The sequence below is a fragment of the Heliobacterium mobile genome, assembly GCF_009720735.1.
GTDB classification, from domain to species: Bacteria; Bacillota; Desulfitobacteriia; order Heliobacteriales; family Heliobacteriaceae; genus Heliobacterium; species Heliobacterium mobile.
Genome location: NZ_WNKU01000005.1, coordinates 158544 through 175814 on the forward strand (window position 1 = coordinate 158544; position 17271 = coordinate 175814).

General features: G+C 52.9%; 15 protein-coding genes. 8 read left to right on the forward strand and 7 right to left on the reverse strand.

The genetic code is table 11. The features are described from left to right. Nucleotides 1-60: 60 nt before the first annotated feature. From GJ688_RS06795 to GJ688_RS06815, 5 genes are read left to right on the forward strand one after another with little or no spacing between them, the layout of a single operon-like run. Complete coding sequence (locus GJ688_RS06795; RefSeq protein WP_155475785.1) at nucleotides 61-1251, forward strand: ABC transporter substrate-binding protein; 1191 nt, start codon at nucleotides 61-63, stop codon at nucleotides 1249-1251. A 56-nt stretch (nucleotides 1252-1307) separates the two neighbouring features. Further along, the gene (locus GJ688_RS06800) at nucleotides 1308-2189 is read left to right on the forward strand and encodes a branched-chain amino acid ABC transporter permease (RefSeq protein ID WP_170291750.1); all 882 of its coding nucleotides are present in this window, start codon (nucleotides 1308-1310) and stop codon (nucleotides 2187-2189) included. A gap of 9 nt (nucleotides 2190-2198) precedes the next feature. Continuing rightward, nucleotides 2199-3185, forward strand: a complete 987-nt coding sequence (locus GJ688_RS06805) for a branched-chain amino acid ABC transporter permease (RefSeq protein WP_155475820.1) — start codon at nucleotides 2199-2201, stop codon at nucleotides 3183-3185. Then, a complete protein-coding gene (locus GJ688_RS06810) occupies nucleotides 3166-3945 on the forward strand; it encodes an ABC transporter ATP-binding protein (RefSeq protein ID WP_155475787.1) in 780 nt (259 codons plus the stop codon). Before GJ688_RS06805 ends, GJ688_RS06810 begins: the two co-directional genes overlap by 20 nt. Continuing rightward, on the forward strand, nucleotides 3932-4636 hold the full coding sequence (locus tag GJ688_RS06815; protein ID WP_155475788.1) for an ABC transporter ATP-binding protein: 705 nt from the start codon (nucleotides 3932-3934) through the stop codon (nucleotides 4634-4636). Before GJ688_RS06810 ends, GJ688_RS06815 begins: the two co-directional genes overlap by 14 nt. A 217-nt stretch (nucleotides 4637-4853) precedes the next feature. On the opposite strand, the gene GJ688_RS21295 is transcribed toward GJ688_RS06815, so the two are convergent. Then, nucleotides 4854-6860, reverse strand: coding sequence for a methyl-accepting chemotaxis protein (locus GJ688_RS21295; RefSeq protein WP_155475789.1), 2007 nt, complete (start codon nucleotides 6858-6860; stop codon nucleotides 4854-4856). Nucleotides 6861-7143: 283 nt separating this feature from the next. Here GJ688_RS21295 and GJ688_RS06825 point away from each other — a divergent pair, with 283 nt between their 5' ends. The 3 genes from GJ688_RS06825 (at nucleotide 7144) to GJ688_RS06835 (ending at nucleotide 11634) form a co-directional block, all read left to right on the forward strand. Next, nucleotides 7144-7569: a rod-binding protein gene (locus GJ688_RS06825; protein ID WP_155475790.1), complete on the forward strand. Its 426-nt coding sequence runs from the start codon at nucleotides 7144-7146 to the stop codon at nucleotides 7567-7569. Nucleotides 7570-7665: 96 nt separating this feature from the next. Then, a complete protein-coding gene (locus GJ688_RS06830) occupies nucleotides 7666-10173 on the forward strand; it encodes an AAA family ATPase (protein WP_170291751.1) in 2508 nt (835 codons plus the stop codon). Between the two features lie 99 nt (nucleotides 10174-10272). After that, the gene (locus GJ688_RS06835) at nucleotides 10273-11634 is read left to right on the forward strand and encodes a glycosyltransferase family 39 protein (RefSeq protein ID WP_155475791.1); all 1362 of its coding nucleotides are present in this window, start codon (nucleotides 10273-10275) and stop codon (nucleotides 11632-11634) included. Between the two features lie 29 nt (nucleotides 11635-11663). Here GJ688_RS06835 and GJ688_RS06840 read toward each other — a convergent pair whose 3' ends face one another. From GJ688_RS06840 to GJ688_RS06860, 6 genes are all read right to left on the reverse strand, one after another. Further along, nucleotides 11664-11849: a hypothetical protein gene (locus tag GJ688_RS06840; RefSeq protein WP_155475792.1), complete on the reverse strand. Its 186-nt coding sequence runs from the start codon at nucleotides 11847-11849 to the stop codon at nucleotides 11664-11666. Next, the gene (locus tag GJ688_RS20980; RefSeq protein ID WP_268892037.1) at nucleotides 11836-11970 is read right to left on the reverse strand and encodes a hypothetical protein; all 135 of its coding nucleotides are present in this window, start codon (nucleotides 11968-11970) and stop codon (nucleotides 11836-11838) included. Before GJ688_RS20980 ends, GJ688_RS06840 begins: the two co-directional genes overlap by 14 nt. A gap of 23 nt (nucleotides 11971-11993) precedes the next feature. After that, nucleotides 11994-12317 carry a hypothetical protein gene (locus GJ688_RS06845; protein WP_155475793.1) on the reverse strand — a complete coding sequence of 108 codons (324 nt, stop codon included), beginning with the start codon at nucleotides 12315-12317 and terminating at the stop codon, nucleotides 11994-11996. Between the two features lie 154 nt (nucleotides 12318-12471). After that, nucleotides 12472-13773, reverse strand: a complete 1302-nt coding sequence (locus GJ688_RS06850) for a glycosyltransferase (protein ID WP_170291753.1) — start codon at nucleotides 13771-13773, stop codon at nucleotides 12472-12474. 124 nt (nucleotides 13774-13897) lie between these two features. Next, nucleotides 13898-16009, reverse strand: coding sequence for an anaerobic carbon-monoxide dehydrogenase catalytic subunit (cooS, locus tag GJ688_RS06855; protein ID WP_155475822.1), 2112 nt, complete (start codon nucleotides 16007-16009; stop codon nucleotides 13898-13900). Nucleotides 16010-16189: 180 nt separating this feature from the next. Continuing rightward, the gene (locus tag GJ688_RS06860; protein WP_155475795.1) at nucleotides 16190-17215 is read right to left on the reverse strand and encodes a coiled-coil domain-containing protein; all 1026 of its coding nucleotides are present in this window, start codon (nucleotides 17213-17215) and stop codon (nucleotides 16190-16192) included. Between the last annotated feature and the right edge of the window lie 56 nt (nucleotides 17216-17271).

Below are 17271 nucleotides of genomic sequence, written 5' to 3' on the forward strand. Positions count from 1 at the left end.
GGTCTTGAGGACATATTTCCAACCGGTGAATAAACAATCAGTGAGGAGGTCTACGTTCGCATGAAGTGGAAAAAAGGAATCGCAGCGGTTATCTCCCTCGCATTCTCTGCCAGCTTGCTGACGGCATGTTCTGGAGGGGGAGATAAAAAAACATCAGCCAATCCCGCACCGGCCGACGCCTGGGTGATCGGCGGTAACTTTGAGCTCTCCGGTGGTCAAGCCACCTTCGGTAAGGCCGCCGTCAACGGCGCTCAACTGGTCTTTGATGAAATCAATGCCAAGGGCGGTATCAACGGTAAGCAGATCAAATTCGTCGCCTTAGATAACAAATCGGAGGCAACCGAGTCGACGAACGTGGCGTCCAAACTGATTAACCAGGAAAAGGCTGTCGCCATCCTTGGCTGCACCACCTCTGGCGATACCTTGGGAATGGTCCAAATGGCCATGGATAAGAAGGTCCCTGTCCTGTCCACCTCGGCGACAAACCCGAAAGTGACCGTCGACGAAAAGACGAGCAAGACGAATGACTACATCTTCCGAGCCTGCTTCATCGACCCCTTCCAAGGGACGGTGATGGCCAACTTCTCCTTGAACAACCTGAACAAAAAGACGGCTGCCATTTTGACAGACAACCAGGCGCCTTATGCCAAAGGCTTGGCCCAGTTCTATAAGGAAGCCTTTACGAAAAAAGGCGGCCAAATCGTCGCTGACGAAAGCTATGTAACGGGAGACCAAGACTTCAAAGCGATCCTGACCAAAATCCGTGCGACCAACCCCGACGTGCTCTATGTTCCTGGATACTATGAGGAAGTCGGTAAAATCGTCAAACAAGCTCGCGAACTGGGGATGAACATTCCCGTCATGGGCGGCGACGGTTGGGATTCGCCGAAGTTGGTTGAAATCGCTGGCGCGAGTGCCTTGAACAACACCTTCTTCTCGAACCACTACTCCTCGGAAGACAAAGACCCTATCGTTCAAGATTTTGTGAAGAAATACAAAGCAAAATACAACGAAGTTCCCGATTCCATGGCTGTTCTCGGCTATGACGGCGCCCTGATCCTCGTTGACGCCTTGAAACGGGCTGGTGAACCAAGCGCTGAAAAAATCAAAGAAGCGCTGGCCGCCACGAAAGACGTACAAACCGTCACCGGTAAAATCAGCTACGACGAGTTCCATAACCCCATTAAAGCCGCAGCCATCATCGAAATGAAAGACGGAAAACAAACCTTCAAGGACAAAGTTCAACCGTAAATCAGAAGGGGGGACCTCCCCCCTTCCTATTCAATTAAGAGGAGGGGCTGACAAACGTGGATGTATTTATTCAACAATTAATCAACGGCCTCTCTCTGGGTAGCATCTATGCTCTTATCGCACTCGGCTATACCATGGTTTACGGCATCATCCGCCTAATCAACTTTGCGCACGGAGATGTTTACATGGTGGGTGCCTATGTGGGGTTTTGGGCGACGACCCAGGGATGGGGATTTCTTCCCGCTTTAGTCTTATCAATGGTGGTCAGTGCGATCTTAGGCGTCGTCATTGAACGTCTCGCTTACCGCCGCCTGCGTAATTCACCGAAAATCGCTGTACTCATCACCGCCATCGGCGTATCTTTTCTCTTGGAAAACGGCGGCGTATTGGCATTAGGTGCGAAGATCAGAACGTTCCCCAACGTGTTTCCCGAAGTGCAGTATCATTTTTTCAACGGCGCTGTGGTCATCACCAACCGCCAGTTAGTCATCATGGTGGTCACTACCTTACTGATGCTTTTGCTGCAATATGTGGTGCATAAGACTAAGACCGGCAAGGCGATGCGTGCCGTTTCCCACGATACGCAGGCCGCCATGCTGATGGGGATTAACGTAGACAACACCATCTCTGCCACCTTCGCGATCGGTTCCGCATTGGCTGCGGCGGCAGGCGTCTTGGTGGGGATTTACTATAATGCCATCAACCCCTACATGGGCATCATGCCTGGTTTGAAAGCTTTCGTTGCCGCTGTTGTAGGTGGTATCGGCGTCATCCCCGGGGCCTTTGTGGGCGGCATCTCTCTAGGAGTTATCGAAGCGCTTGTCAGCGGATACGGACAATCCTTGTATCGTGATGCCGTCGCTTTTGCGCTCTTGATCATCATCTTGATTGTCAAACCGTCGGGGCTGTTCGGCAGCAACGTACGGGAGAAAGTGTAGGTGACAGAGATGTTGAAACAATATTTCAAGATGTCTAATATTCTCGTCACTGTTGCCATACTTGTCCTTTTTGTACTGGTCAACGTAGGGATCGAAACAGGCTACATCGACGATTATTACAAGCTAAACCTCTTTCTCATCTGCATTAATATCATCCTGGCCGTATCGCTGAACATCATCAACGGCATGACGGGACAGTTCTCCATCGGTCACGCCGGCTTCATGGCCATCGGTGCTTATGGCTCGGCCATCATGACCTTAAAGCTTGGCTATCCCTTTGCCGTCGGCATCATCGTCGGTGCCGTCGCTGCGGCTCTTTGCGGGATCTTGGTCGGTTTGCCTACGCTTCGCCTTAAAGGGGATTACCTGGCTATCGCCACCTTGGGATTCGGCGAGATCATCCGCGTCGTCATCTTGAATATCGACTATGTCGGCGGGGCGGCTGGCTTAAACGGTATATCCCAGTATACGGACTGGCCTTGGATTTTCTCCCTGACCGTGATCACTGTCTTGGTGATCAAAAACTTTATGACCTCCACCCACGGCCGAGCCTGCATCTCCATCCGTGAAAACGAGATCGCAGCCGAGACGATGGGGATCGACATCACCCGTTACAAAGTCATCGCCTTTACCATGGGCGCCTTCTTTGCCGGAGTGGCTGGTGCGCTCCATGCTCACTATTTTTACACCATTCAGCCGACCACCTTTGGCTTTTTAAAATCCTTTGACATCCTGGTCTATGTTGTACTCGGCGGACTCGGTTCCATGACCGGATCGGTCATCGCCGCAACAGGCTTGACGATTCTCTCAGCCTATCTGCAAGACTATGCCGAACTGCGCATGGTGATCTATTCGCTCCTGCTGATCGTCGTCATGCTCGTCCGCCCGCAAGGCCTGCTCGGTACGGCAGAACTGAGCTTCGACGGCATCCGCCGGTTCTTCGCGCGGCAGACTGGAAAAGGAAGGGGGGCTGGCAATGATTCTGCTGTCGGTTAACCACCTGAGCAAGACCTTTGGAGGACTAAAAGCCGTCTCCGACGTGAATATGGAACTAAAAATCGGCGAACTGGTCGGCCTCATCGGTCCGAACGGCGCCGGCAAGACGACCGTCTTTAACTTGCTGACGGGCGTCTACACACCGACCGAAGGGGACATCGCCCTGCGCCGGGAGACCCTGGTTGGCTTAAAACCCTGGCAGATCAACCAAAAGGGCATCGCCCGCACCTTCCAGAATATCCGTCTCTTCTCCAACCTGACTGTCATGGACAACGTCAAGATCGCCTACCACCAGCACCGCAGCTACGGCATGCTCAGCGCCATTCTCCGCTTGCCTGGTTTTTATCGCGGCGAAGAAGAGATGGTGAAAAAAGCGGAAGACCTTTTAGAGATCTTCAAGCTCTCCCATAAAAAACACGAACTGGCCAAGAACCTTCCTTACGGCGAGCAGCGCCGCTTGGAAATCGCCCGGGCCTTAGCGGCACAGCCGCAACTGCTCCTGCTGGACGAACCGGCCGCTGGCATGAACCCTCAAGAGACGGCGGAACTGATGGAGATGATCCGGTGGGTGAGAAAGCACTTTAATCTCACCATTCTGCTCATCGAACACGATATGTCCTTGGTCATGGGCATCTGCGAACGGATTTATGTCCTCGATTATGGTCAAATTATTGCTCAAGGCACGCCGGACGAAATCAAGTCGAATCCGAAAGTCATCGAAGCTTATCTCGGGGAGGATGTGTCCCATGCTGTCAGTTAAAGATCTTCACGTCTACTATGGGGCCATCCATGCCCTCAAAGGGATTTCCTTGGATGTGGAGCAAGGCGAAATCGTCACCCTCATCGGCGCTAACGGTGCCGGCAAGACGACGACCTTGCATACCTTGTCCGGCTTGCTCAAGCCGAAACAGGGCCAAATTCTCTTTCAGGGTCAAGACATCGCCGGTATGGCCGCCCAAAAGATCGTCTCCTTAGGCATGTCCCAGGTTCCCGAAGGGCGGCGCATTTTCGCCAACATGTCCGTCCTGGAAAACCTTGAACTGGGTGCCTTCTTGCGCAATGACAAAGAGGGTATCAAGGAAGATATGGAAAAAGTCTTTCAACGGTTCCCCCGCTTGAAAGAACGGATTCAGCAGATGGCGGGTACCCTCTCCGGTGGGGAGCAGCAGATGCTCGCCATGGGCCGGGCACTCATGTCCCGCCCGAAGCTCTTGCTGCTGGACGAGCCCTCCATGGGTCTAGCGCCGCTCTTGGTTCAAGAGATCTTTAACATAATTAAAGATATCAACAAAGCAGGCACGACGATCCTCCTGGTCGAACAGAATGCCCATATGGCCCTCTCCATCGCTCATAAGGCCTACGTTCTGGAAACCGGGAAAATCGTTCTCTCGGGCAATGCGAAGGAACTGGCTGAGAGCGAAGAAGTCAAAAAGGCTTACCTCGGCGGATAACGAAACGCACGTGCGCTTGAGAAGTCGGCAGACAAAACAAAGAGCTCATGGGTTTGATATAGCCCATGAGCTCTTTTGGCGTTTTAGTTTTTAATTTGATGGTACATTGTGGTAAATTGGGGTGTCGTGACTCCGCTCGCTAAAGGTTCCACGGCTGTTCGCTCGGTTGCTGCGCGGGTGCGCCAAAGCACAATAGCCTTGTTTGGGAGGCGCCTTATTAATTTAGTCTTCTTGCTTCATATTCTTTGTTTAAGATAAACTTGCACACCAAATCATCGAGACTGTTCGCCATCTTCGCCAAGACTTCCGTTGTGGCGGCGATTTCCTCCATGGTCGCTGTCTGCTCTTGGGACGAAAAAGCGATGCTCCGGGAACTGGCATTATTGTTCTGGGCGATGTGAGAGATACGGTCGACGGCTTGCATGACGGCGGTCTCTTCCCCGGCGATCTGCTGTACGGCCGCTAAGATGGTTTGCATCTTCGCCTCCACATCATGGACAGAGCCGAGGATCTCTTTGAAGGCATGACCGGCTTCCTGCATGACCTGCAAGCCAGCTTCAACGCTTTTCGTCCCGCTATCGACGGAGGAGACAGCCCGAACACTTTCCGTCTGTACGGCTTCGACGAGCCGTGCGATCTCTTGCGCTGAATGTCGAGACTGCTCTGCTAATTTGCGGACTTCTTCAGCGACGACAGAGAATCCACGTCCATGGTCGCCAGCCCGAGCCGCTTCAATAGCTGCATTCAGAGCCAGCAGGTTTGTCTGGTCGGCGATAGCTGTGATCACCTCGACGATGCGGGAGATGTCGGCGGAGCGGCTGCCGAGAGATTGCATGACTTGTGCCGTTCCCGATACGGTGTCATGAATCACACCCATTTGCTCGATCGCCCGAGTGATCGACTGTTGCCCTTCACCGGCCCGGCGGAAGGCCGATGAGGAAGATTGCGCCACTTCTTGGGCGGTGGAAGTCAATGTGACCAGTTGCGAAGTCATCTTGCGCACGAGAGATGCCGTCTGTTCCGTCTCCCGCTCTTGTTCCATAGCGCCGGAAGAGACCTCCTGGACGGCGTGAGCGATCTCTTCGGTGGCGTTGGCTGTTTGTATGGCCGCTGCTTGCAGGTTCTGCGTCAATTGGGCGACTTGACGGGAACTTTGCATAATGCTGTCCACGAGAGAGCGAACATTTTCGATCATGTGGTTGAAAGCCCGCCCTAACAAGCCCACTTCATCGTCTTGGCGAACATCGATAGCGTGGGTAAAATCCCCCTGCGCCAGTTTTTTAGACACTTCAACCATGGCATGGATGGGACGGACGATGATCAAGGAGATGATCAGAATGGTCGTGCCGGCCAAACCGATGAGCGAGACGATCGCCACAATCGACAGTTTCCAGATGAGCTGATTCGTCCGGGCAGCGATCAACTGGTCAGCCCGTTCCTTACTGATGGAAATGCGAAAACCGCCCCAGTGTTTGCCGTCGATATAGATAGGGTAAGACATATCCCACATGGTGACGGTTCGCCCATCGATCTTTCGTTCATAGACTGTCTTCTGGGGCTTATCACGGTTTTCGTTGGCGGTGGCGGCTCCTCCGGCAAGGTCATTGAAGATCCGGTTCGCCCGGTATTTTTGGCTCAATAGGCCGATAGCGCCCCAATTATCACGAGACTTTTCCGGATCGGTCGGGCTATAAAAGCTGTTGTGAGTAGGAATAAAGCCTGTTTTGGCCGGATCGGGGGAGTACTTAGTCGGCAGTGCGAACACGACATCAGGATCGCCCATAAAAGCATCGATATACTGCTGCCAATAGGTGTCTGTGTAAGGATCCGCTTTGGACATGTATTTATACTCGTACTGGGCCATGGGGATTTCGACCCCATCAAAGCGCTTGACTTTATCTGTCGGTTTATAGCGTTTATCGGCCTCTAGCTTGCTCTCTGGAATCAAGGTCAGTTCATCATCAAAAAGCATCTGTGTCAGTTGGGTGCCGCCGACCGTTGAGCCGTCCGGCAGTTTTACGCCGTTTCGGATGTGGTCGTTGGTCATAGCCTCCAAGCCTTTCGTTGCCGAGATGATCAGCGCTTCTCCTTTGGAAGTGAGATCCCCTTCGACCCGTTCCTTCAATCCCTGCGTCTCCCAAAAGCCGTAGACAGTGAGTGTAGCGACGAGACCCAAAGTGAGGGTCGAGCAGGTCCAAGCCATCAACTTTGTTTGGAGTTTCACCGCCACCCCACCTTTTTCTGAAAATTCAATATAATCCAATTTTACGAGAAAGCCAGGGAAGATTCAAGATGTTCCCAGAAACTCTTTAATAAAAACAACTGTAATTTCGTAGGTATCGCATTATTAAAATTCAAGTACGTTGACCATCCTGTGTTCCACGACTAGAATGGGTTCTAGAGAAACATTTTGGTATTGGTTCAAGGCAAGCGAATGAAATTAAAGTATCCTGTTAAAGTATCGCTGCCGAATGAACGATACTTATAGATAGGGGAGGGAATGGACTTTGCTGTCACCGATACAAATCGCCGGCGGGTTGTTGTCCGCCGATAACAATCAAAAAAAAGCATCCAGCCTAACCAGTGCCAATCCGGCCGGTGGACAAGGCTTTCAAAACTTGCTCGAGGAATCAGTCAAAAAAAAGGCGGAAGAATTGAACAAAGAGAGCACCGGGTCCATAACGGAAGAGGAGAAGGCGAAAAAACAGAAGCAGCTCCGTGAACTTTGCCAAGAGTTCGAATCGGTCTTTATCTACCAGATGTTCAAAGGGATGCGCAGCACCGTCATGAAGTCAGACTTCGTGGAAGCTGCACCGGGACGAGATATCTGGGAAGACATGCGGGACCAAGAATATGCGAAGCAGATGGCCAAGCGGGAAGACATGGGATTGGCCAAGATGCTCTATACAGAACTGAGCCGCTCATTGAAATGATGAGACGGCTTTTTTCTTGTCTTGCCCGGGGCAGGAACCCCTTTAGACCTTCGCGAAATAGATTAAAGGTAGAGGGAAAAGGAGGAATGGCCACCGGTGACAAAGACCAAAGCGATACCTGACGCTCTATTGAAATCACGACGACTGGAGCCGGAACGGTTACGGACCGACTGCGATCCAACGCTGTTTCCATTTACCTCAACAGACGAAATCACTGCCATAGAAGACGGTATCATCGGCCAACCCCGTGCAGTCAAAGCGATGGAGTTTGGACTCTCGGCCAAACATCCTGGTTTTCATATTTTCATCACCGGCCCTGTTGGTTCCGGAAAGACCAGTTTTGCCGTGACGAAAGTAAAATCGGTCGCCCAAAGCAGTGCGACACCGCCGGATATCTGTTTTGTCAATCATTTCGATCAACCGGACCGCCCGATCGTGCTCTTGCTTGCGCCGGGATTAGGCAGTGAACTGCGGCGGGATATGATCGAATTAGTCAAAGATCTGCAGACGGAAATTCATAAGGCGCTCGAAAGCGAAGAATACGAAAAAAGCCGCACCGCCTACCTTCGCCAAGTGGAGACAAAGCTGACAGCGCTATTTAAAGAGATGGAAGATATGGCTCAAGCCGAGGGATTTACCTTGCAAAAGGGCCAGTCAGGCATCTTCACCGTACCGTTGAACGAAGAAGGCAAAGGGATGTCCAAGGAGGAATTTGAGGCCCTCGAGGATGAACAACGGCAGGACATCTCCGACCGGGAACATAAACTCGAATCTCGTTTAGGTGAAAGCTTGCGCCGTTCCCGGACGTTGCAAAAGGAAGCGGCTCAGCAACTCAAAGAGATAGAACGGGAAACGGCGGAGTACGCCTCCCGGGATTTGATGGAAACGGTCCGGGAAAAATATAAAGACTACCCGAAAGTGCTCAGTTATTTTGATAAGGTACGAGAAGAGGTCATGGAAAGCGTGACCGAATCAAAAGAAGAGAGTTCCGGTGAAGAGACGATACCGGCTTCGTTGATGGGTTTGCTCAAGCAACAAAAAAGAGCGATCAGCCATCGCTACGAAGTGAATCTCTTTGTCGAGAATTCCAGCCAAATCGGTGCGCCTGTCGTCGTCGAGTCTAACCCTACTTTCACCAACCTTTTCGGCAAGGTCGAATATCGCAGTTCTTTCGGCAGTTTAGCTACTGATTTTACGATGATCAAACCAGGTTCGCTCCACCAAGCCAATGGAGGCTACCTCATCGTGCAGTCGCTGCCCTTGTTGACCTCACCGGGCGCTTGGGAAGGACTCAAGCGGGTGCTGAAAACGCGGGAACTGCGCATCGAAAACCTCGGTGAACAGATGGGACTGCCCTCGACGGCCACTTTAAAACCGGAACCGGTTCCGATTGACGTAAAGTTGATCCTGATCGGCAGCCCCCGCATTTATCACTTGCTGTACGAAGCGGATGAGGATTTCCGCAAATTTTTCAAAGTGCGCGTCGATTTTGACAGCGCCATGGAACGGAATGAATCGAACATCGGTAAATATGCCGCCTTCATCCGGTCTGTCTGCCAACGGGAAAACCTGCTCCCCTTTACGGCTCAAGCGGTAGGCGCCGTGATCGACTATTCCAGCCGGCTCGTCGCTCACCAACGAAAGCTGTCGACAAGCTTTCATGACATCAAAGATATCGTCGTCGAATCGGCCTTGTGGGCGCAAAACCAGGGTGCGGAAGCAGTCGATGAAGACCATGTGGAACAGGCGATCGAGGAGAAGGAGTTCCGCGTCAATCGCATCGAGGAACGGCTCCAGGAAGCGATGCAGGAGGGTACCCTTTTGGTCGATACGGAAGGAAGCGTCGTCGGTCAAGTGAACGGATTGGCTGTTCTCGGCCTGAGCGACCACACTTTCGGCAAGCCCAGCCGCATCACTGCCCGGGTGTACCTGGGGCGAGAAGGGGTTGTCAACATCGAGCGGGAGATCCGCATGAGCGGTCTGTCCCATTCCAAAGGCGTCCTCATCTTATCGTCCTTCTTCTCTTCTCGATTTGCCCAGGACCATCCGCTGTCCCTGTCGGCCACGTTGACTTTCGAACAGCTTTACGAAGGTGTCGACGGAGACAGCGCCTCATCGACAGAACTGTACGCGCTGTTGTCGGCCATCACCGGCCTGCCCATCCGCCAGGAGATCGCCGTCACCGGCTCGGTCAATCAGCGGGGCGAAATCCAGCCTATCGGTGGTGTCAATGAAAAAGTGGAAGGTTTCTTCCGTCTCTGTAAAGCCCGGGGGCTGACAGGAAAGCAAGGCGTGATCATCCCCGTTCAGAACGTGCCGAACCTGATGCTGGCCAAAGACATCGTCGAAGCGGTACGGGAAGACCAGTTTCATATCTATGCAGTTAGACATGTGGATGAAGGGATCGAAATCCTCACCGGTGTCATCGCTGGGGAGCGGGGAGCAAACGGCAATTACCCGGCCGGAACGATCAACTACATGGTGGCCGAGAGATTGCGCATGATGGAGGAAAAATGGCAGGCTGCGGCCAAACCGCCCCGAGCCAGCCGAAAGACTGCCGCGACGACCCAGAAGAGTCGGACGAGCGGGAGAACAAAGCTATGAAGTTTGGACTACTAAGACTCCCATACCGCAAAAGCGGCACCATTAGGGGAATGAAAATGATTAGTTTTCAGGATAGAAAGAAGGATCTTCGTGTATTCGATGGATAAGGACCGTTCTTCCGAGAACGGTCATAAGATGATCCTTGGGGCCATTCTTTTTTTGGCCTTAGTGCTTCGCTTTGGTGTGGTCTATGTTCAAGGCCCTGAATTGCTATTAAATAGTGATGATCGTTGGTACGTTCAGTCAGCTGCGAACTGGCTTACTACGGGGACGATGACTTTCTGTTCCGATAGCCCATCGGCCTTTATCGGACCGGTCTATCCAGCATTTTTGGCTGTCATCTTTTCTGCCTTTGGTAGTGACGACCAGGGTTTGCAGGCCGTACGGTATGGGCAGGCTTTTCTCGGCGTACTCATCGTACTGTTGACGTACCTGCTGGCCCGGCGCGTCACAGAGCCTCGGACGGCATTGCTGGCTGCCTTTTTGATGTCTTTTTACCCGCCCAATATCCTGATCAACGGGTTGTTTCTGACGGAAACATTGTTTACCTTTTTTAACTTAGCCTATATGCTTTTGCTGGTGAAACTGAGTCATGAGGATCAGTTGAGTGAAAAAGGGGAGACCTTTCTCTTCGGATTGTTAGGAGCTTTTACGGCCTTATTGGCCCTTACCCGAGCCACTTCGGCCCTCTATCCAGCCGTTTTCATGGTCTATTTGCTCTGGCGGCGGAAGCTGCCGCTGCAACGGTGGTTCCGTAACGGCTTGGTCCTTTGTATGGCTTTCTGCATCTTCATGTCCCCTTGGTGGATTCGAAACTATGTGCAGTTTGACCGTTTCATCCCCTTTTCGACAGGCGCCGGTGATCCCTTGTTGCTCGGGACCTATGTAGACATGGAGGGAATCGTCGACGGGGTGGGACCGGATTGGCCCACGGGGAATGGCGAATTAGACCTGCAAGAGAAGTACAAACAATATGCCATCGAACGGCTGAAAGAAAATGTGCCTAAGGAGCCCTGGCGGTATCTGAAATGGTACACCGTCGGCAAATTTCTGCTCATGTGGGGAGGGCCCTTCATGTGGCCCTCTATCTGGGACAACCTAAGACCTTGGGTGGATTACTATCACCAATACTTGATGATCTTCGCTTTTGGCGGTGCCGCCTTGGCACTGTGGCGCTGGTGGAACCGCCGTAAAGATCTCGAAGGGATTGGTGGCGGCCTACAGCATGATCAAGTTCCCCGGGACCGTTGGGGTGCCGGCGGACAGTTTTTGGGGCCATTGCTGCTCCTGTCGATTCCCGTTTATTATTCGATCTTGCACAATCTTTACTTCGGCTTTGGCCGCTATAACATCCCTTTCATGCCGCTCGTGCTTCTCTTTGTTTCCTATTTCATCGTGGAAGTCTATGATGTGCTGATGGGTGTGCGAAAAGGCGATTACGCGAAAGGGATCCTGCGGTAGGAAACGGAAAGACCCTGAGCACAGGATGCTCAGGGTCTTTCGTCAGGCGGGTGTTTACTCGGCCAAGGTCCGGGATCGCTCGGCTTGTCGACTGTCGGCTGATGGTCGATCAGCAGGTCGTCTCCCAAGTTATTGGCCTCTTCCGTGAGAGCCATATGATCGAAACGGGTAAACCGGGAGCGCTGTTCCGGTTGATCTGGATTACCAGGTCTCAACTTCGGGCTCCTCACAGGCGCCACATTTTCCCGCTTTGTTCGGGGTCAACTCGTTGGCGGCCTCCATTTGATGGGCGTTGGTGTTTTTGGCTTGTTGGTCACAGTTATTCTTGCTATCCAAAATGATCACCTCCGCCTTTAGTGTTAGCCGTGGCTGATGGAAACATACGGGCGAATATGGAGCCATTCGGCAAACATATCGACGTCGACGATCGTCTGAAAGTGAGCTTGAATCGCACGCAAGGGTTCCTCGGGACGGCTCTTGATAAAGGCGGTTCGAGCCGTACGGTAGATATCTCCGGAAAAATCATCTATGTAGGGGTAGCGTCCATAAGTCCCATAGAACCAGGCGCAGAAGGCTTGAAGGCGGTTGAAGATACGGGCCATTTCTTTTTCCCTCATCCCTGGCGGGAGGGTTGCCATATAGCCGTCGATCAAATTGTCTAAAGCGACGATCTCTTTCTTCAATCCTATCCCCCCTTGACTTTGCATTGTCCAGAATGAAGCGTGTTTTATACTCCTTTAAGTATATCAAATTTCGACAGCACTTGACCGATAGGAAAAAAGACCCTAAGCGAATGATGCTTACGGTCTTTACATAGGGGAGAATTATCGGATGCGTCTAGTCCTGGGATGAAAAATGATGATTTACCTGCCAGATCTTTTTTCCTGTATTTATGTCATCCTTAAAGAAGTCATGCCTGTTGAGATGGTCGAATTCATCTTCATTTGAAATAGCCGCAAAAAGGATCTCCATCATACGGTTTGCCCGCTGGGACCAGGACAAAGACCGAGCGGCCCCGACCCGCTGGGATGAACGAAAAGAGTCTTTACGCAGAACTTCATCACGTAAGACTTGGTTGAGTGCTTGTAAGATGTCGTCGTGACTTTCACCTAGATAGATGAGGTCTCGGAAGCGCAAGGCACTCGGGAGAGCCGACGAAAGAACTGGCTTTCCGGTAGCGAGATACTCGTAGAGCTTTAACGGGTCAGAGGCGAGCGAATGGGGTTGATAGTTGCGCGGCAGCAGCAGTATATCGAATTGGTGCAGAAAGTGGGGCACCCGTTCGTAAGGTTGAGCGCCGAGAAAAACGACGCGACGATGGTCTCTCAGTGCGTCCATAGCCGCCTTGTCCACAGCAGACTCAACGACGGGACCGACGAGCACCACCGTTCCTTGCGATAGAGATTCGGCGATTTTCTGGAGCAGTTCTAGATCAACCCAACTGGTGATTGCCCCGACAAAACCTAGCAAGGGTCCTTCGAGCCCAGCCAGTTCAGGCAGTGCTTCGCCATAATCGGGATGATAAGCGAAGCGATCGACATCGACGCCGTTTGGCAGCCAGGCCGCCTTTTTCTCATGGTCATAGGAAATCTTATCGACGAGATGGCTGGAAACAGCCGTCACGACGGTCGATTCTCGGAGAAGCTGGGAGAACTGACGATAGAGGGACTGCAACTCCGAGTCGGACAAACCGGGAAAGCCGAGGTTATCATCAAGGACATCGAAGATGGTGAAGCGTGGACGTAGTGCCTGGAAGATCTCATAAGATTGCCCGATTCCCCCAGATGATAAATAGACGACCGTCTGATCTCGCCAATTCGATGTGCCCAGCATTTGCTCGATAAACCGGGGAAGTTGAGCCGATGCCCAGCGATTTTTAACGTGATGCAGCCGAAAGGCCGAAGGCAGTCGTTCCAAGGGTGGTGTACAGACGTACACGTCACCGTCGAGGCGGCTTGTCCATCCCATCTGCCAAGGATAACGGTCAGTTCGCGCCTGCCGAGCACCGACAGGCGGATTCAAAAAGAGCTTCCGGCGTACCGGAAAAACGCGAGTCATCATCCGCATGGTGTCACTGAGTTCTCGATGATGCCAAGGATAAGGATACATGCCTAGAACGAGGACGTTATCAATGGGCATCGGTTCACATCCAGACAAGGGAGAATCTTAAGAAAGTCCCGGGAAAATCTTCTCCCGGGACTGCTTTTTTGCCATAGTATAACCAAAAGGGGAATTAAAGTCAAAAATTAGTAGATATTGCTACTTAGTGGATATTTGTCGATGAGAGGCCCAGTGCTTTTCGTTTTGCTTCGATTTCGTCCAGGTAAATCTGGACGGTTTTTTCCGCATCCAGTTCCACGACCACTTTACCCAGGCCTAATGTGGCTGTGGTCTCCGTAAGCGTTTTGACGACGACGTCGCTGCCGGTAATGGAAGGCACCGGTGCCACGTGGACCATCCAGCCGAGAGCCAAGGCGGTGCAGGCGTCAGCGACGGCTTTTTGCTCCAAGTATTCGGGAGCGCCGATGACGAGAGGCAATTGATTGGTGTCCACATCCAACTCATCGGCGATCTCTTTGGCGGTCAAGGTCATCTTACCGATATCGACACAAGCGCCGAAGGAGAGGACCGGCGGGATGCCGAGGGATTGACAGACTTTGCGGAGCCCCTCACCGGCTTCGGAAGCCGCCGCCGGATCGGTAAGACCGGTGTACTCCATGACGGAAGAGGTGCAGCCGCCGGAGAGGACGAGAACATTGTTTTTGATGAGCCCTTGGGTGATTTTAAAGATATTGCTGCCGCCTTGACCGTAGCGGGCGGTGGTGCAGCCGACAATCGTGGCGATACCTCGGATGTTTCCTTGGACGATCTGGTCGATGAGTGGCTTGAACGAACCACCTAATGCCGCTTTGACCGATTCGGTCGAGAAACCGACCATGCATTTGTCGCTCACGTAGGGCGGGATATAAACTTCCCGGTTTTCCGCTTTCCGCTTCTTAAAGGAATCGATCGCCATTTGGAGTGCTTTTTCCGCTTGCTGGCGCATGATCTCAGGACGGAAGTCGAGAATCTCCGTATCGGGCATGCGGATGACTGGATCGACGGAGACCATTTTCACGCCATACCGTTTCGCAAAGAGGGGCAGCGTGGGCACGGTACAGTTGTAATCGAAGGTCCACAGGTCGACGGCGCCGGTGGCGAAGAGGTATTCTTCGGAGAGCCATTCGCCTTCCTGGCCTGCATAGGCTGGCTGATTGTGGATGCCGTCGTAGTTCATCAACTGCTGGCCTTCACAGACGTGTCCGAGCACTTGAATCGATTCGGCGCCGGCTTCACGGGCTTTTTTCTGCCATTCTTCGGAAGAGGCCACTTCGACGAGCACGTGGGCCAAGTGGGGCATGTGGCCGTTGGTGATGATGTTGACCTTATCTTTGTGCAGCAGGCCCATGTTCTGTTTTTTGATGACAGGCTGCTGGGTGCCCATGAGGATTTCTTGAAGGATATTGAGCAAGAGCAAGCCCTGATATTCGTTGGCGATGCCGAGACGAACCGCCTTTAATAGGAAGTAAATGGGGTCGGCATTTAAGTTGGTCATACACATGGTCTGAGCCATGGCGACTTCGGCGTTGGCGCCGCCAGGGAAGAGGTCGAGCTTTTTCCAGAGTTCTTTCCGTTTAGCCGGTGCGAAGGCTTCCGTCGTTTGGGAAGGCTCATAGTGGGGACGGCAAATGTCGGCGATGACCCAGTTGGCGAAATCGACGGCCAGGGCATTGGTATCTTTGTTCGTATCGAGCCCGGCTAGAGAGGCCCAGTGGCGAAGCTTCTCCGGTTCCCGGATCTTCATGCCCGATTCGGGATGCTGGGCAGCCGCTTTCAACGCCCGGGCGACTTGATGGCAGTGATAGACGTTGGCCGCCGTACCGATCGTCACATGGCGGTACATAAAGTTTCGCGCCACCATGACATGAGCGTCGACACCGCAGACGCCCCGCTGCACTTTGCCGGAGATGCGGCAGGGACCGTTGGCGCAGAGCTGGCAGGACAAGCCTTCGACGCAGAACTTACAACGGAGCTTTTCCTGTTCGGTAAAGCGATCGAAGACGTTCGTCAAGCCTTGCTCATGGACGGACTTGTACATGATTCGCATGGCCGGATCAAGGATGACATTTAGCGGATAGCCTTCTTTGGACTGGTCGTCCTTATGGGCGACATGCTCCCGTTGCCAGCGGTGTACTTCATTCGGCGGCGGGGAGACCTTTTCGTCGATGATAAACTTGGGAACCTTGTCGTGATCGTCCTGATGGGCCGACGGGTCGTTCGTTCCGGAAGAGGGGTGGCTCGTGGGAGCGTGCTCCAAGGTTTTCCCCGGGATCATGGGGTCGGTGGCATGCTGCAAATCCTTAGCGGAATAATCGCCGGAAGGAGAAGGGGCCATATTTTTACCGGGTTGTTGATCACCGGGAAAGCGTTTGTCTGTCATCGTTGCGGCGTACTCCTTTGTTTATGTTTAAAAGGGGCAGCTTCCTTCGTAGAAGCTCACCCTTTGTTTCGCTTATTAGAAACCGGTGGAGGAGCCGGAGAGGTTGGTGGAACCGCCAAAACCGCTGGTCATCATGCCACCGGAGGTGCCCCCTAAGGATTGCCCTGATCCGAAAGACTGTTGACCACTGCTCATCATACCGGAGGCACCGCCGAAAGAACTCGTACCGCCCGAACCGTAGGAGGCGCCAGTGGGGCGAGAACCTTCGAAGCCCGGTGTGGGGCCGAGGGACATGGCACTCGGTTGACCACCGTAGGGAGCATCTCCGACGAAACCAGGCGTCGGCGAATAGATGGAAGAGCTAAATCCGGCAGAGGGGCTGAGCGAGGAGGTCAAGTTAGAGGTTCCGCCGAAACCGGAAGTGGAGAAAGTACCTGTCGTGCCGCCAAAACCGGATGTGCCTGCACCGCTCGCATAGGCAGAGCTATACTGGATAGGACCGCTTGGGCCATCTCCTTCAAAACCGGGAGTGATTCCCACCGACGTTCCAGAATAACCACCGAGGTTGGAAGTACCGCCGAAGTTGGATGTACCGCCGAGGCCGGAGGTGCCGCCGAAGTTGGATGTACCGCCGAGGCCGGAGGCGCCGCCGAAGTTAGATGTACCGCCAAAGTTGGACATTCCGCCGAGATTGGAAGAACTGCCGAGGTAAGAACCGCCACCATAATTAGATCCACCTAAGTTAGATGATCCACCGAGGTTGGAAGTACCGCCAAAGCTCGAAGTGCCCCCGTAATTGGTGCTGCCGAAACCGGAGGTATAGGAAGTGGTTGTCGGAGAAAAGCCCAGGGAACCGATTTCATATGCGGCCGAGGTCAATTGCTGTGACTGGTTGGCCAGGGTCTGCAGTTGCTGGGTCATCTGGGCGCACATGCTTTGCAGTTGACGGAGTTGGTTTTGGGCTTGGCCTTCCCGTTGGGCAAGGTTAGTCAGTTGTTGTTCATTGCTGCGCTCCGATTGGGTCATTTGAGTCACCATAGATTCGACTTGACGAATCTGGGACTGGAGATTTTGAATTTGTTGCGGCAGAGACTGGTTCATGTAGTATACTCCTCCTATAAGAATGTCTTCCGACTACTGATAAATTTCCCCACAGG

Bases quoted from the DNA above. Each gene is read 5' to 3' on its own strand.
- GJ688_RS06795 (WP_155475785.1), top strand. From the start codon at position 61: ATGAAGTGGAAAAAAGGAATCGCAGCGGTTATCTCCCTCGCATTCTCT.
- cooS (WP_155475822.1), bottom strand. From the start codon at position 16,009: ATGATCCCGGGGAAAACCTTGGAGCACGCTCCCACGAGCCACCCCTCT.
- GJ688_RS06860 (WP_155475795.1), bottom strand. From the start codon at position 17,215: ATGAACCAGTCTCTGCCGCAACAAATTCAAAATCTCCAGTCCCAGATT.
- GJ688_RS06835 (WP_155475791.1), top strand. From the start codon at position 10,273: ATGGATAAGGACCGTTCTTCCGAGAACGGTCATAAGATGATCCTTGGG.
- GJ688_RS06810 (WP_155475787.1), top strand. From the start codon at position 3,166: ATGATTCTGCTGTCGGTTAACCACCTGAGCAAGACCTTTGGAGGACTA.
- GJ688_RS06850 (WP_170291753.1), bottom strand. From the start codon at position 13,773: ATGCCCATTGATAACGTCCTCGTTCTAGGCATGTATCCTTATCCTTGG.
- GJ688_RS06805 (WP_155475820.1), top strand. From the start codon at position 2,199: ATGTTGAAACAATATTTCAAGATGTCTAATATTCTCGTCACTGTTGCC.
- GJ688_RS06815 (WP_155475788.1), top strand. From the start codon at position 3,932: ATGCTGTCAGTTAAAGATCTTCACGTCTACTATGGGGCCATCCATGCC.